The sequence below is a fragment of the Neopusillimonas aromaticivorans genome (assembly GCF_030344915.1).
Classification (GTDB): Bacteria; Pseudomonadota; Gammaproteobacteria; order Burkholderiales; family Burkholderiaceae_B; genus Neopusillimonas; species Neopusillimonas aromaticivorans.
In genome coordinates this window covers 107,491-122,854 of record NZ_CP128233.1, presented here as the reverse complement: position 1 = coordinate 122,854, position 15,364 = coordinate 107,491, and the positions used below count along the sequence as shown (strand labels likewise).

General features: G+C 54.7%; 9 protein-coding genes and 4 pseudogenes. 5 read left to right on the top strand and 8 right to left on the bottom strand.

Translation table 11 applies throughout. The annotated features are described in order from the left end of the window. Positions 1 to 378: 378 nt before the first annotated feature. Complete coding sequence (locus tag N7E01_RS00630) at positions 379 to 2,799, top strand: TM0106 family RecB-like putative nuclease (RefSeq protein WP_350495053.1); 2,421 nt, start codon at positions 379 to 381, stop codon at positions 2,797 to 2,799. A gap of 51 nt (positions 2,800 to 2,850) precedes the next feature. On the opposite strand, the gene N7E01_RS00625 is transcribed toward N7E01_RS00630, so the two are convergent. The 4 genes and pseudogenes from N7E01_RS00625 to N7E01_RS00610 all read right to left on the bottom strand — a co-directional run bounded on the left by N7E01_RS00625 (position 2,851) and on the right by N7E01_RS00610 (position 9,541). After that, on the bottom strand, positions 2,851 to 4,029 hold the full coding sequence (locus N7E01_RS00625) for a DUF3322 domain-containing protein (RefSeq protein ID WP_289174044.1): 1,179 nt from the start codon (positions 4,027 to 4,029) through the stop codon (positions 2,851 to 2,853). After that, positions 4,026 to 7,419 (bottom strand): annotated as a pseudogene (locus tag N7E01_RS00620) (ATP-binding protein). The gene N7E01_RS00625 and the pseudogene N7E01_RS00620 overlap by 4 nt, the downstream one beginning before the upstream one ends. Next, the gene (locus N7E01_RS00615) at positions 7,412 to 8,056 is read right to left on the bottom strand and encodes a DUF4194 domain-containing protein (RefSeq protein WP_289174042.1); all 645 of its coding nucleotides are present in this window, start codon (positions 8,054 to 8,056) and stop codon (positions 7,412 to 7,414) included. The pseudogene N7E01_RS00620 and the gene N7E01_RS00615 overlap by 8 nt, the downstream one beginning before the upstream one ends. A gap of 31 nt (positions 8,057 to 8,087) precedes the next feature. Continuing rightward, positions 8,088 to 9,541 (bottom strand): annotated as a pseudogene (locus tag N7E01_RS00610) (DUF3375 domain-containing protein). 231 nt (positions 9,542 to 9,772) lie between these two features. Between N7E01_RS00610 and N7E01_RS00605 the strand changes: the two are divergent. The 3 genes from N7E01_RS00605 (at position 9,773) to N7E01_RS00595 (ending at position 11,057) form a co-directional block, all read left to right on the top strand. Further along, entirely contained in the window at positions 9,773 to 10,210 is a 438-nt protein-coding gene (locus N7E01_RS00605) for a CopG family ribbon-helix-helix protein (protein WP_434089544.1), read from the top strand. After that, positions 10,207 to 10,494 carry a type II toxin-antitoxin system RelE/ParE family toxin gene (locus N7E01_RS00600; RefSeq protein ID WP_289174041.1) on the top strand — a complete coding sequence of 96 codons (288 nt, stop codon included), beginning with the start codon at positions 10,207 to 10,209 and terminating at the stop codon, positions 10,492 to 10,494. Before N7E01_RS00605 ends, N7E01_RS00600 begins: the two co-directional genes overlap by 4 nt. Before the next feature lie 224 nt (positions 10,495 to 10,718). Beyond that, positions 10,719 to 11,057 (top strand): hypothetical protein, encoded by a 339-nt coding sequence (locus tag N7E01_RS00595; RefSeq protein ID WP_289174038.1) that lies wholly within the window; start codon positions 10,719 to 10,721, stop codon positions 11,055 to 11,057. Between the two features lie 77 nt (positions 11,058 to 11,134). Here the strand turns inward: N7E01_RS00595 and N7E01_RS00590 are convergent, their stop codons facing one another. The 4 genes and pseudogenes from N7E01_RS00590 to N7E01_RS00575 all read right to left on the bottom strand — a co-directional run. Continuing rightward, positions 11,135 to 11,527, bottom strand: coding sequence for a type II toxin-antitoxin system HicB family antitoxin (locus N7E01_RS00590; RefSeq protein WP_289174036.1), 393 nt, complete (start codon positions 11,525 to 11,527; stop codon positions 11,135 to 11,137). A gap of 11 nt (positions 11,528 to 11,538) precedes the next feature. Further along, positions 11,539 to 11,729: pseudogene (locus N7E01_RS00585) on the bottom strand (type II toxin-antitoxin system HicA family toxin). A 77-nt stretch (positions 11,730 to 11,806) separates the two neighbouring features. Continuing rightward, positions 11,807 to 12,199 carry a type II toxin-antitoxin system HicB family antitoxin gene (locus N7E01_RS00580; protein WP_289174034.1) on the bottom strand — a complete coding sequence of 131 codons (393 nt, stop codon included), beginning with the start codon at positions 12,197 to 12,199 and terminating at the stop codon, positions 11,807 to 11,809. A 10-nt stretch (positions 12,200 to 12,209) separates the two neighbouring features. Then, positions 12,210 to 12,341, bottom strand: a pseudogene (locus tag N7E01_RS00575) (type II toxin-antitoxin system HicA family toxin); the annotation flags it as partial. 1,384 nt (positions 12,342 to 13,725) lie between these two features. Between N7E01_RS00575 and N7E01_RS00570 the strand changes: the two are divergent. Beyond that, entirely contained in the window at positions 13,726 to 15,327 is a 1,602-nt protein-coding gene (locus N7E01_RS00570) for a hypothetical protein (RefSeq protein WP_289174032.1), read from the top strand. Positions 15,328 to 15,364 lie beyond the last annotated feature (37 nt).

The following is a 15,364-nucleotide window of genomic DNA, read 5'->3' as shown; positions in this document are numbered from 1 at the left end:
GCCGGATCCCGCCGACTATGCAGATCATGGCCGGTGGTCAGAGCACGCGCAGCGTTTGCTAGGCCAATCGGATTACCTGGGGTCTGTGGCCACCATGACGCGATCCCAGATCAAGCGGCTGAATAATGCTGGGGTCATGACGCGTCAACAGCTGATTGATCTCCCGGCAAACACTGTGCCGGGAATGCAGCCGGAAATCGTTTGTCGACTCCGCGCCCAGGCGTCATTGCAGCAGCGCAGCGAGAACTTGCAACAACCATTGTTTGAATTGCTTCCCGAAAACCCTGATCGTCCTGATCAGGGTCTGTCGACATTGCCGCCGCACAGCCCTCTGGATGTGTTCTTTGATATCGAGGGTTACCCGCTGGAACACGGGGGCTGGAATATCTGTGGGGCTGCACCTATTTTGATGATACGGGTCAACGCTGCTTTCGGGATTTCTGGGCCCATGATGCCGCCCAGGAAAAGCAGGCCTTCATGGCGTTTATTGACTGGGTCTATGCGCGTTGGCAGCACGATCCGGCCATGCATATCTACCACTATGCCAGTTACGAAATCACGGCCTGTCGCAAACTGATGGGCCGGTATGGGGTGCGTGAGCATGAGGTCGACCAGTTGTTGCGCAATGGCGTATTTATCGATCTGTACATGGTGGTGAAAACCAGCCTCATGGTGGGTGAGCCGCGTTACTCCATCAAGAATATCGAACACCTCTACCGGTCGGGTCGTGACACGGATGTTGCGTCTGGCGGCGATTCCGTCGTGGCCTACGACAGCTGGCGTGAAGCCTTCAGGGCAGGCGAAGAGGGTGACAGCTGGCAGACTTCCGAGGTTCTTCGCAGCCTGCGCGACTACAACATGGATGACTGCAACTCTACGCAGGAATTGACCGAGTGGCTGCGCAGCCAGCAAGCCCAGGCAGGCATTACCTATGCGGGCAGTACCGAAGTTAAAGAGCCTGAACCCGCCCCGGAAATTGACGCCCGACTGAAACTGCGCGATGCGCTTTTGCGACGTGCCGAAAAAGAGTCTGCCGATCCGGCTCTGCAAGAACAGGCGCGCGTGACCGAGAATCTGGCCTGGATGCTTGAGTTTCATCGTCGTGAAAGCAAACCGGTATTCTGGCGTCTGTTTGATCGGCTGGGCAAAGATCACCTTGAGCTGGAAGATGATATGGATTGCCTGGCGAATTGCACCCGCACGACGCGGGAGCCCTTCAAGCATGCACCCAAGGTACGCAATTTGTCGTATGAGTACCGTTTCAATCCTGATCAGGAATTCAAGCCGCCGCGCGATGATGGGGCATCTTTTTATGCGCTGGGCGCACCTGCCGGGTTGAAAGTGAAATACCAGGCCAATGAGTCCCGTCTGGATCAAGGGTTTATCGTCGTGCAAAGCAGCCTGGATCCAGGATATTTGATAACCCTGATCCCTGACGATTATGTCAACCCTGCCTATATACCCGTTGCCATCCAGGACGTCGCCCAAGCCTGGGCCGATAACGCATTGGCGCCGTCAGCGATTACCGATTTTCTGTTGCGGTCCCAACCCCGGCGTGGCGAATCAACCGGGGCAGCGCTGGTAACGTCGGATCAACCCGATGAGCGCTTGCGGCAAATTATTCAAGCGGTTCAATCGCTTGAAAACAGTTATCTCGCGATTCAAGGCCCACCCGGAGCGGGTAAAAGTTACACGGCGTCGCGCATTATCGGTGCGCTCGTCAAACAAGGAAAACGTGTCGGTATCAGCAGCAATAGCCATAAGGCGATCAACAACCTGATTCTGGGCGTGGCACGCTATTGTCGCGACCAGGGCATTGTCGTGCATTGCTGTGCCAGCAAGGACACCGAACCTGAATTGCATAAATTAGGGGTCGAGATCGTGCAGAACGCTGATCTTTCTGGTCACCTTGGGCCCGGATGCGTGCTGGGGACGACGGCCTGGGGGTTTACGCGTGACGATATGAAGGGCCAGCTGGATTACCTGTTCATTGACGAGGCCGGGCAGGTGGCCGTCGCCAATCTGGTGGGGATGAGCCGCAGCGCAAAAAATCTGGTGCTGATGGGTGACCAGATGCAGTTGGGGCAGCCCACCCAAGGGACGCATCCGGCGCAAAGCGGTGATTCCGTGCTGGATTATTTGCTGCATGAAGAGCCCATTATCGACCCCGCACTGGGCGTCTTTCTGGATACGACCTATCGCATGCACCCCAAGGTGAATGAATTCATCAGTAATGCCATTTATAAGGGCCAGCTCAAGGCGGACCCGGATAATGCCCTGCAAACCATCCAGGTTCCCATGAATTACAACGGTATTCTGAACCAGGCGTCGGGGGTCATCTTCGTAGCGGTCGAGCATCAAGGCAATACACAGGCCAGCGACGAGGAAGTCGAGGAAATTGTCCGGTTGTCGGGTGAATTGCTGGGTCGCCCGTTTACTACGAAGAAGGGCGAGGTACGCCCGATCGGCTGGTCAGATATCTTGTTCGTGTCGCCCTACAACCACCAGGTAGGCAAGCTGAAACAGGCACTGGGCGATGACGCACGGGTAGGCAGTGTGGATAAGTTCCAGGGGCAGGAAGCGCCGGTCGTGTTTTTCAGCCTGTGCTGCAGTGATGCCTCTGAAGCGCCGCGCGGCATTGAGTTTCTGTTTGACAAGCATCGATTGAATGTGGCGATTTCACGGGCCCAGGCACTGGCGATTGTGGTGGGTAACCCGGCACTGTTTCACACACCGGTTAATTCGGTTGAGAACATGGCACGAGTGAATGTGCTGGCAAGGTTGGGGTCTTATCGGTAATTGTCGACGGGGTCGATGGATTGACGGCCCGATTAATAGCGTGTAGCAAGGTCACCCTGGACCAAGTTGCAGCAACCTGCCCGTCAACCAACCGAAACCGATGTATTCCTGCTCCAGACGCAATCCGGCCCGAAGTCGGTTGTCACGCAGGTCATTGTAAAGGGCGCTTTCTTCAGGTGTCAGTCGGTGCAAGTCGGCGCGAAGAGGGTTGGCTTCATGCCCCCAGAATGGCGCATGCGCTTCAAGCGTTGCCTTGTCCATCAAGAACGAAGTAACGTGCTCAAAGTGGTTGCGTAATTGATCCAGAATGCCGAAACCATGGGTATCGATATCCCCCAATAATGTATTGCGCAGTTGTTCAGCCATTGGCTGCACGCCAGGGCATCCCAACCGTAACCTGCTCAAAAATGACAATGGCATTTTGCACCGGGGAAATGCCAGGAAGTTGGTTTCGTTTTCTGTGATGAACACGCGTCGTATGTTCAGGTCCAGAAGGCTGAAACTAATGGCGTCCAGCGTGACATCCGGACAGTCTGAGCCAGGTACGAAACGGATGGTTGGGTCAAGCACACGAAAGCGGATACGCGTCGGCTTTTCCAGAAAGCCATAGCGGGCCGGAAACTGGCTAATACCCATTTTTCGGGTATCAACGGCGTCGGCAGGCAAGGCCAGATCAAGCAACTCGGCCAGAACCCCGCGATGGATTTCGATGAATTTGCTGTGAATGCCAGGCAGGTCGACCTGACGTAAATAAATGCCCGGGCGCGGATGTTCGACCATCCATTCCACCACCGCCAGCAGTCCAGGCCATTCGGCCGATAGTTCCAGTGCGTGTAACGGACGTTTTTCCAGCCAGGGCAGCAGGGCAGCATGCGTCTGCCGGGTGACTGAAACCAACGCTGAAAACCGGTCATGGTCTTTGCGTTTGCCCAGCCAGGTCAAGGCTTCTTCGCAGGTCTCAACCCACACGCACGCGGGTAGTTTCTGTGTTCCGTGGACGCGGTGTCGAACCGTTTGCCACTCAACGCGCACATATTTCATACCGGCCAGTTCTGCAACCCATTCGCGGACCGCGTTGAATTGATCGGTGATTTGTGCTGAGCTTGGGGTCTTGAGGGCCAGGCGCAGCGGAAAGCGATCGTGGCCCGACACCACGTCGCGCTGCAACTCGCCGCGCTCCCACAGCCGCATCAATTGCGCCTTCAAGACGTCAGGGCGGGTCCACGTCACTGATCAGAGACCTCTTGTTCAGGCTGAACTGCCATCACCGCCTTCTGGGCCCTATAGTCCTCGATGGAAAGATTGCGCAACTTCGATGCTTTGCCACCTTCGTTGTGGACAAAGCCAACGCTCGAGACATAGGGCTCGATGATGTGGATTTTCTGCAGTGGCGTCACGATCAACAGTTGCAGATTGAGTTGCCGGAACAATTTAAGACCATACTGTGCAGATTCATCCGAGCCGCGTCCGAAGGCTTCGTCGATCACCACGAAACGGAAGGAGCGGGAGCGGACGGCCCCCATTCGAGCCCGAACTGATAGGCCAGGCTCGCGGCCAGAATCGTGTAAGCCAGTTTTTCTTTTTGTCCACCCGATTTGCCGCCGGAATCTGAATAATGTTCGTGTTCGCTGTTGTCTTCGCGCCAGCGTTCGCTGGCCGCAAAAGGAACCAGTTGCGCACATCGGTGACCTTCGCGGTCCAGCGCCGATCTTGTTCGGACAAACCTTCGCGTCCACGGAAACGGTCGATGATGGCTTTGACCTGCAGGAATTTCGCTTCGGAATACTGGGCATCGTCAGAACCCGTGACAGCACCTTCGGTGCAGGCACGCAACTCTTGCTGGAAGTCGCGGATCTCGGCATCGGGGCTGGGCTGTGATTCGAGCACGATGTATCGGCCAGGGTTGTAGTCAATCTCACCCAGAGATTTATTGATGTGGGCGATGCGCTCTTTGATGGTTTCGCGCTCGCGGGCCAATTGGGCATTGAAGTTGGCGATTTCGTTGATGGTATTGACGTTCAGCAGTTCTTTGAAGCGCTCAACAAAGCGGGGCAGGTCGTCGCGATTCAACTGCATCAGCAGGTTTTCATACTCGAAGGCCGCTTCAAGGCTGGCATCCATTTCGGCGGTTTCAAGCTTGAACATGTCCTTGAAGAACGCCATGGCTTTGATGATTTTCTCTGCCAGACGCTTGAGCTTTGAATCTTCGGCGTCAATGCGTGCCTGCAACCAGGTGCGTACGTCTTGCTCGCGGTTGTCGCAAGACTCGACGGTTAGCTGATGGTGGCCCAATGCTTCTGTACGCATGTTCTGCAGCGTTGTCTGTAAGGAATCGTCGAGGGCAATATCCAGGCAGAGCGCATGAGTCTGCTCTCGCAGATCGTGTGCATCAGCGCGTCGTTGTTCTATCTTTGCGCGCTTTTCGCGCGTAGCCTGCAGGTCTGTTGCGGTGTCTTTCAGGGTTGCCTGCATGTTGCGCAGGCTGTCGTTTAACTGTTTAAGCACGTCCGAGGCCGACTCGAGCCGACTGCGCTCGTCTTCAAGCTGTGCAATCTCGGTGGCGACGCTGGCCCAGTCAAGCTCTTCGAAGGCCGAAAACTCTTCCAGTCGGGTCAGTGCATCAAGGCGTCGGGCAAGCCCGTCGCGTTCTTTCTGGATAAGGCTGATTTGATGACCCACTTCACCAAGCCGGGCCTCAAGCTGGTTGCGTCGGGTTTCCAGCGCAGCAATTTTTTCACGGTTGCTCCAGCCCAGCACGTAGCGGCTACGGTCTCCAATTCGATGGCGGTCATCTTTTTCGTGTCGTCCGCTCGGGTCCTTGACCTGGCCTGCACGAGTGATGGCCCGGGTTTCTCGACGAAATTGCTCTTGGGTGAGACAGCAGGCGACATCAAATCGATGCGCCAGTTCGCGCTCCAGCCAATCGTAATGGGGTGAGTCTGTTTTGATGGCCAGCTTGCGGACCAGCGAGTCGCGGTGCAGGTCGGGCAGCTCACCCGATTTGCGAGGCCTGACATGGAAATACACCAGACGACCCCGTAGATGCGCACCGTCAACCCATTCAGCAACGGCCTTGTAATGCGCGTCCGGCACCAGCAGAGCCAGACCGAAACCGCGTAGCAAACGCTCGGCAGCGCCTTCCCAGTCGCGCTCATCGTCGCGCACCTGGATCAGTTCGCCGGCGAAGGGCATGTCATCCACATTCAGGTCCAGTGCCGCACACAGTGCCGCACGGATCTGGATCTGCTGGTCATCAATGTTGCTGCGCCGGCGCTTGAGACTTTCTATTTCCGCACTCTGTTGTTCATGTTCAAGCCTGCCCTGGCGTAAGGTTACGGCGTGTTCAGTCAGGATGTTTTGCAGATCGGCATCACGGTTGCGGGCGTCCTCGCGCCAGCTCTGGTACTTGCCGCGCTGCGTGTTGAAGCCAATAACATCTGTGGCTGCAGGCTCTTCCAGTACCGCAGCAAGCTCACCATAGCGACCGGCCTTGGCTTTACGGGTATCCCGCAGCTGTTCTTTCTTGCGGATCTCGACCGCCAGACGTTCCAGCCGGTCGCCGCCGTTGTCATGGATGGCCTGCCTGAGCTCATCGATCTGCTGGCGTTGTGTCTCATGCGCCGCATCAAGTTTCTGCACAAGCGCATCCGTTCGATCCCATTCTTCTGACAGCGTGTCCAGCCGCTTGTCAATCAGGCCGAGTTTCAGACCTGCAAAGTGGGGCCGCAGACTATCACGGCATTCCCGTAACCGTTCAACGCCGGCAGTCAGTTCAGTGTGGCGGTTGCAGTCTGCAATCAGCGGTGTCAGCAATTCAACTTGTTGTCGGGTTTTAAGCACGGCCTGATGTGCACGATTGAGGTCATCGAAGTGGACAATCAACGCCTGCAGGCGTGGACCGACTTCGAAGGGTTCAAGCATATGATTGCGCACGAAATCGGTCAGGTTGCCTACCGACTTCATGGAAACGGTCTGGTGGAATAACTCCAGGGCCTGATCGTTTTCAATGCCAAAGCGCCGGCGAAACCACGCCGCATAGGGCGGGAAACTGTCATGCAGTTCGGCCCCCAGTCCGCGCAGCTTTTTACGCAACTGGGCAATGTCTGACCCGAAACTGGCGAAGTCAGTCGCAATCGACAGCTCGCGTTCTGCGCCCAGAAAGAACCGTGCCGGTTGCCCCTGCAGGTCTTTCATCCAGAACACCTGGGCCAGTGTGACGGTCTGGTCGTAACCTGCGTTGTGAAACACGCCCAGAATGACCGAGTAACTGGTGTTGTCACGCAGGCTGACCGGTTTGGCGGCACCAGTCACCTCGTTGCGTTCTGACTTGTAATGCCCCAGCACATAAGAGCGCAGGGTTCTTTCCTTGTTGTCGGCACCCGCAGCTTTGTTGTAGGCAATGCGGTTGGCAGGTACCAGCAATGTGGTGATGGCATCGACCAGGGTCGATTTCCCGGAGCCAATATCTCCGGTCAGCAGACCGTTCTTGCCATCCAGTTGCAATGTCCATACCCTGCTGTCAAACGTGCCCCAGTTGAACACTTCCAGCCGTGCCAGCCGAAAGCCCGACAAGCTGTCATCCGTGAGGAACTCAAGGCCCAATGAGTGCGGATCATTCATCGTTGACACGCTCCGTAGCGTTGCTTGAACCGGTAAGCTGGAACTGGTAAGCGCCCAGGCGCGCATCGAACTCGGACAGCCACTGCGCATCAACAAAGGCTTTCAGAATGCGCTTCACTTCGTAAGTGGCCAGCCCTGCTGAAGTACCGCTGGCGGATTTGAGTTTCTGCAGGAATCCGAGATCAACCACTTTGTTGATTGAGGTTTCGATCTGATCGATCAGCCGGGCTTCATTCGGGCCATCAGGCAGGAATAGCCGCACCAGGTCAACGATTTCATCGCGTGTCATCACCAGGCGTGTGTCGCCACCGCCCGCATCAAATTCGGCGAGCCTCTTGCGCAGCAAGGCAAGCAGCAAACTGACCGCAAAGGGCAGTTGACGACGCGCTACCAGCCGCGGCAGACGTGGTGCAGGATCGTCATCGGCGGGATCAGGGCGGCTTTTCAGGAAGGCATAACCTTCGGCTTCATCAAGCACCAGGTCAAGGTTTACTATCGCGACGTAATCACGCACACCGGATTGCAGGTTCAGCAAGGCCGCCCATTGACGCTCATCATCATCACGATAAAGCACACGCTTGAGCAGACTGATCAGCAGTGTCGACAAGTCTACGCCCGGCTTGCTGTCTTCTTCCATTATTCATTGTCCTCGGTTTTTGATTCTCGATTCAGCGAGCGAAGATCACACGGGGCAGGCGTGCGCAACGTGTTATGGCCTGGCCATCGGCACCTGTCGTTTGCCAGTAGACAGGCTCGGGTGTGCCCTCATCGACCACGATGTTAAATGCGTCACTGCCCAGTTGCAGATAGGCCACCAGCTCGGCCAGCCCATGTTGCAGAGGCTGGCTGATCACCAGTTCATGCAGGGTGGTTTGGGCGTGCAGTTGCAAGGCGTGCCGGATATGGCGGGTGAGCCGCGCCTTGTCGATGACCACCTGATCGAACAAGGCTTGCGCGTCAATGTCTACATCGCCGGCCTGAAGAGTAAGGTCTGTAATGACGGGTTTGAGCGAGGGTGTGAACAGGGGGCGTTCCATGGCAAGCTCGATTTCTGCACCGGCTTGCGCAATTTCCATGACGCTCCCAGATGGGGGCGTGTCGCGCAGCGCCAGTGCCTTGCTTTCAATATTTCGAAGAATATCCATAATGCGACGGTTCTCGAGCCAGGCCTGGTCGTCCAGAAAGCGGCGTAACTGATGCGATAAGGCTGCGACGGTACGCTGGGTATGTTCACCGGCCTCCATCCAGTCGTAATGCACGCGGCGGGTGCGGGTATCCGGGTTCAGGTCCGCCACCGCAGGCAGCGCAAGCACGTGATCCAGCAGCCCGGTCAGCTCTTCCTGCCGACGGCTGGACAGCAGAAAATCCCAGAAGGCACGAAAGCTCTTGCCCTGATCAGAATCGGCAATGGCATCCCGCTCACCCATGATATCTTCCAGCAGCTCGCCCTTGCTGCCTTCCCACAGGGCAATGCGTTCGCGCACGCGTCGATCCAGCTGGCGAAAGTTATGTTCCACTTCACGGAAGTCGGCGAGCAGCTCACGGGCTCCCTGCATGAATTGCTGGAAACGGTCTTTCAGCGCCGTGTCATCCAGCAACTGCATATCGCCCGCTTGTACCCGGGCAATCTCGGCGTCAATGTCATCACGTTTCTTGTTCAGTTCAGCCAGGCGTCTGGCTGGATCGGCTTCGCTGCCCTCGCTCATTTGCTTGAGCAGATCAAACAACGTGAGCAGCCGCGACTCTGTGCCCACGAACTGCCGTTCACCCAGCTGCTCCAGCCAGGTAATGGCTTTCTCGGTGGCGGGCGTTAAATCGAACTGCGCCTCGTCTGTGCCGGTGCGGTAGAACTTGCGCAGCCAACCCTTGTCGGGTGAGGCCCAATCATTCAGGTAATCGAGCGCCGGCTTGGGAAGGCCGTTTCACCCAGGTGCAGACGCAAGGCATATAACTCGTCTTCCAATGCCTCGGCCAGATCGGCGGCTGACATCACCCTTACATTCGGGGCTACAAATACCCGATGCAGAAAGCTCGCCACCAGCGGCGCATGGTCGGAGCGCAACAGCCGCCACGCAGGGTGATGGGTGCGCAGCGTGTCGAGGGTGGTGAAGTCGATGGGCATGGAACGATAACGGCTTAACGCATAGGCTGGCCGTATGATAACCGCGCTGTCGAAGTTTTTGGTTGACGTGGTGACGCGTTTTCGGGGTGGGCCCCCGAGAGTCGAGCTCGGCACCAACGGATTATGAGTTTGCGGCTTAAACGCTAAACCTAGGAAAATCAAGCGTACACAACCGTAATAAAATAGGTAGAAAGTAATTGTTTATCAATAGTTTAGCGTACTTATGCGCAGATGGGCAAAACAGATGTGTGTACCGCTACTGTACCGCTGGACATGGAAATTGCGGTGCAGATCACCCGCTGGTATGGGCATCAATCTCGTAGAGGCATTCAAGGTGTCGTGCTACACTGCACATTACGTGTAACACATGAGGATGGTGCCATGAGTGATGCCACTTTTACTTTTCGAGTTGATGACGGGCTGAAGGCTGAGTTTGCCAATGCCGCCAAAGCCCATGACCGTACCGGGGCACAGCTTCTTCGCGACTTCATGCGCAGTTACGTGGCCCAGCAGAAAGAAGTGCAGCAATATGATGCCTGGCTGGCGAAGAAGGTCGAGCAGTCGCGGGCGTCTGCGGAGGCTGGCAAGCTGATTCCCGCTGCCGATGTTGAAGCCCGCTTTGCTGCCCGCCGCGCCGCGACCCGTGCCCGCATGGCTGCTCCTGAATGATGGAGCTGCTATGGACGCCAGAAGCCGTCAGGGATCGTGAGGAGATCTACGACTACATCGAGAAAGACAGCCCCCTTGCTGCCCTGGCACTTGATGACCTGATAGCAGAAAGAACAGCAGTGCTTCAGGATTTCCCAAGAATGGGCCGGGAAGGGAGGGTGCCGGACACATTTGAGCTGGTCGTCCACGGCAGCTACTTGGTTGTGTATGAAATTGTAGAAGCGCAGGTGCGAATCCTGAATGTCGTACATACCGCTCGGCAATGGCCGCCACTGCAAGAATAAGTGATGTACATGACCGCCCCGTTTCCGAAAAGTGCTTACATGGAAGTGGGCAGCAAAAAGGCCAATCCCGAAGAATTGGCCCAAGTGCTTGATTTTATTGGTGGGCCCCCCGAGAGTCGAACTCGGCACCAACGGATTATGAGTCGTTTTCAAGCCCCTTGATACAACAAGGGTTTCTCAGAAATCCGTAATAAAAACAACAGGTTACTTTACCGGAAACTACTTTGACTTACCGCTATTTGCTGCACTCACTGCAGCAAAATTGCAGCATCGCTGCGGCAATGTTAGCACTGTTTTTTGGGCGCAAAAAGGGTGAGTTTCAGCGGGTTGGGGGAGGGTTCCGAGGTGATCTCAGAGACATTTCCGTCTGGATTGAGTTTCATGGGACGGCCGTCACGCCAGATGACAGCGTACTGCCCCGGTCTTTTCTTTTTATCCAGGCATTTTGTGACTGCGTCCTGCAAGGCATTGAGAATGGCCAGTGCCTCGGGGAGGGTGACGTAAAAGGTTGCGTCATGACAGGGCTTTCTTCAACAAATGATGGTAATGCTGAGTACGCGTAATATGCCTTGTGTCAGCCTGTTGTTCAAACACAAGATCTGGCGTAGTGCGGCCAGTACTTCGGGAGCTCGTTGGGTGCTTATACGCCCGTCATTTCGCGTTCGGCTGCCGTAGCCAGGAAAGCGGATCTAGATTGCCCGCGCTGTCGCGCAGTGGCATCGATACGCTGGACAAGATTTTCCGGCAGGCTGATATTCAATCGGACTGCACGCGAACGTACTCGGGATAAGTCGATATCTACCAACATCCAAAACCCACCGTCTTGATAGTCAGGATGAGCGGTCCAGGTATCTGGTGGGGTCGCCGAAGGGATAGGATCTTCATCGGCCCCAAAATGGGCTTCGACGGCTTCTTGAGCCGCGCGTGGCAGTGCTTGAATATCATCGGCCCCGGCAAAGCAGCCAGGAATATCGGGAAAGATGGCGCAGTATGCGCTGTTCTCTTCTTTGTGTACGTAAATGGGATAGAGCATTTTGGCCTCTTCTAATGCGATTCTTTCAAGCCAGCTTGCTTAAGAATGCTGTTGACCGTCGGCTTGGGCAAATTCTTTTAGGATGTGGAACAGTGACCTTTCCCGGTTTAGTCGGGTGCTTGAACTGATGGTGCGACCCAACGGTGTGCACGAGGTACCAGCCGTCGGCTTTTATTTGCTTAATAAGAATGGCGCTGTTCATGCGGTAAATTATACACAATGATACACAATAATCGGCGGATGGTATAGCCATTTCAAAGATTTTCCCCGCCTTGGCCGTCAGTGCGTCAGCGTCATCTGAGCGATGTACCCGGATCGGGTTTCGCCCGCCGACCTGGCTTTATGGTCAAGCAGTGCGAGGATACGGCGGGGCAGAGTGATATTTACTCGCTCTGTGGTGTCATCAATCAGGGCTGGGTCTACCTCGGCGACTGCCCAAATCCAGCCGTCGTATTCGCCGGTCTGTTGCAGATCGGTGATGCTTGAGGGCTTGGGGATGGATTCGCCGTTACTCATGGCTTCTTCAATCCACAGCGCGATGGCCTCTTTGGCGTTCTCAATGGCTTGATCGATACCTTCGTCGGCAGCCGAGAAGCAGCCCGGCAGATCAGGCACAACGACGCCCCAAGCCGTGGTGTCGGTTCCGGGTTCGATTGCGATGGGGTATTTCATGGTGGCTTCCTTATTTCAGTCCAGCTTGACGGAGCAGCTTGGTCACGATGCCAATGCCGAGGTCTTTCTTCGGGTGAGGGACGCTGATGTGACCGGGTAGCGTAGGGTGACGATAGACATGATGCGAGCCTTTGACGTTCTGCTAAAGTTGTAAAGAAGTGTGTTGCGCTGGCAGCCAGTCAAACTGTGGAAAAACTCAAAATACGGAGCAATAAATGGGACAAATGTACGCCGTTACTTGTGGTTCGTGTGGCCACCACTTTGAGCAGGCCGTCGGAGGGGCTGGTCTTGGTACAACAAAATCTGTAAAGACTGCGGCACTCTGAGACCCGTTCCACGCAACGCAATGTTTACTGAGGATCAAAATGAACAAGGCGTCGCTCTTGCTACGCCAGAGGCCATGCAAACCTACTTGAATGACCGTTCGTTGTGGCGGCGGGGGCCTGGTTTTAGTGATCGTGAATACGAAATCCTGAGTGGCCTGACCAAGCGTTGCGCATGTGGGGGTGAATTGGTCATGGAGCCTGAAGATGTTATGCCGCAAGAATCGAATGTAAAACGACTCCATCGATGCCCTGAGTGTCGATCAAATGAACTAAATTTCATATCAGCAGGACTCTTGTTTGATTAAGAATCAAGTAGCACCAGTAAGTGACCATCGAACAACTTTTTACTAACAGCAGGCACCAAAAGGAACTCGAATATGAAGAAATGCCACCCCGACGGTGAACAACTTAGCCCTGAAAATCAACCTAACAGGGCTTATCCGATGCCGCTAAGAGCCGGGACTTCAAGTCCTGATGCCCCAAAACCAATTAGGGTCTACTACCGAACAGGGAAAGATGACTGGGCTCAATGGGGTATCCCAACCTACCTTCGTAAGAAGCTTGTTGAAAGCTTACCCGATGATCCTGCCGCACACATAAGCTGGCATCACATAGGGTAAGACGAATCTTACTCCCCAAAAAATTACCTCTTCCGGCACATGATTGCACGCCCTCACTGCATTTGTAACCTCATGAAAACCGTTGCGTCGCCTATCTGATCGAAAATTCGATTGACTTGGCAACGGTTTGATTGCTCATCCGTCACCACCCCTTGTCATCTCGGTACAGGCACTGCAGTGACCTCGCTAGCTCACTAGCTTGACTGTGTCTCCATATTTTCAAAATATCACCCTAGGCATCCAGAGATGGGCTGACGCCCGCGCCAACCTCCCTCCGAGGTCAGGCGGACTTCCTAGTGCGATCATCACTGGCTCGATAATTTCGATCACAGGTGTCAATGAGGCCTACATACTTGGCCCCATTTACATGTACAGCTCATCCTTGACCAATTTGACGGCTAATACCATGAGTTCCGAGCCTTGGAAACCGAAATTCCGGGTGGGGTACCAAGACTGTCATCTCGACGGGCTCTTTCTCGATCTTTCTCCATTGTCTGACAGACATAATTTGAGTGTGGATACATATCGATTATGATGTAAAAAATATATACAAATTGGCTGGGATTGCACGGAGAACGTTTTGAATACTGGTTTCAACCTAGGCGACACCTTCAAGGATTTCGTCCTGCTGATCGCGGGTTTGCTGAAGGACTCAAGTGCACCAGGTTGGGTAAGCCTGGTTCTCATTATTACTTTGGCCGGGCTGGCTTTCTGGATAGGTAAAGTTGTTAGTCGAAGGCGAGCTGCTCTTTTGTGGCTACGTCAAAAATTACGCGAATCAGGTGATGACTTATGTCAAGAAGTCGATGGCTTGACAGCTGAGCTTAAAGAAGAGGCCGGAGTTAATCGGCAGCGCAAGGCGGTGCTGGGAGCCTGGGAAAAATACAGAGAGACCTTGGTGATCCACCAAGAGGGTGATGAGCTGGTTTGGCGAAACTCGGTTAGACCCTCGCAGTTTCTTAATCTGATCGACATGAACTTCAGTCTGGGAGGGTGGCGTTTCACTCCCGGTATGTTTGTTTCTGTCGGGTTGCTCTGCACTTTTCTGGGTCTTGTCTCGGCGTTGAACTCTATGGGAGGAGATGAGGGCATCAACAGTCAAACCATGCAGACGTTGTTGACAATTGCTTCAGCCAAGTTTGTGATGTCGTTGACTGGTCTGCTGTGCTCCATCATTTTTTCTATTGGATTGCGTATTTTTGAGTCTCGGCTTGATATCGCTGTATTCAACCTGTGTTCTGAAATTGAGGATCGCCTGAGATTTATCAGTCTTGAGGATCTTACCAATGAGCAGTTGAAAGCCACCAAAGAGCAACGCGAGCACTTTCGCAGTATTGCTATGGAGATGGTGGCAGAGCTTGGCAGACCCCTTAGGGAAGATTTGCCTGTGGCCATTTCATCATCTATTTCCACAGCAATGGCGCCGTTGCTTGAAAAAGTGCAACAAACCGGGGTCGATAACATCGGGGGATTAGTTCAAGATCTTTCTGCTCGGTTTTCAAGTGACGTTGGAGCGGCTCTGAGTTTGGCCGGCAAGCAGATTGAAGGTGCCGGTGAAAAAATCAGCAGACTGGCTGACCGTCTTGACGCAAGCTCTAGCAAGATGGGAAGCGAAATGGATGCTGCTGTATCGCGTTTGGCTCAAGCGGTTGAGGCCTTGCAGCATTCCATGGGCGAGACGACAAAACAGGCTGGGAGTGCCTTGACCTCAGGAGCCGAGAACCTGCTTGCAACGATGAATCAGTCGCTTGATGCTATTCGGCTCAATACCAGTGATGGTGCTCAGGCAATTGGGCAGGCGGCTAAGGCAATGCTAGAGGCTTCGGAAAAAATACGCACTGATTTGTCTGATGCCTCAAGCAAGGCTAAGGAAGCAGCCGAACGCAACATTGAAGAGACTGCGCGACAAGCGGGCACACAAATTGGTAGTGCTGGACAAGCCGTGGTGGGCGCTATGAGCAAGACCGCCCAGGAAATTGCCGGGAATGCATCTGAAGTATCCGAAAAAATAAAACAGGATTTGTTAGGCCCATTGGAGCAAATGTCAGCGCTCTTAGGTACTGCGGTGGCTAATCTGCAAGCGAGCTCGGGTGAGTTTGGCCGGCTTTCTAGTGGGATTCGTGAGGGGCCCAGGCATCACGTGACGCTGCTGATACATTCCGTGGTGCAGCAGACGGATTGAAAGCAGCCATAGAGCCTGTGCACTCATCGACTGATCG

Excerpts from the sequence above, each read along its gene's own strand:
- N7E01_RS00600 (WP_289174041.1), top strand. The coding sequence starts at position 10,207 with ATGATGGAGCTGCTATGGACGCCAGAAGCCGTCAGGGATCGTGAGGAG.
- N7E01_RS00580 (WP_289174034.1), bottom strand. The coding sequence starts at position 12,199 with ATGAAATACCCCATCGCAATCGAACCCGGAACCGACACCACGGCTTGG.
- N7E01_RS00590 (WP_289174036.1), bottom strand. The coding sequence starts at position 11,527 with ATGCTCTATCCCATTTACGTACACAAAGAAGAGAACAGCGCATACTGC.
- N7E01_RS00615 (WP_289174042.1), bottom strand. The coding sequence starts at position 8,056 with ATGGAAGAAGACAGCAAGCCGGGCGTAGACTTGTCGACACTGCTGATC.
- N7E01_RS00605 (WP_434089544.1), top strand. The coding sequence starts at position 9,773 with ATGGGCAAAACAGATGTGTGTACCGCTACTGTACCGCTGGACATGGAA.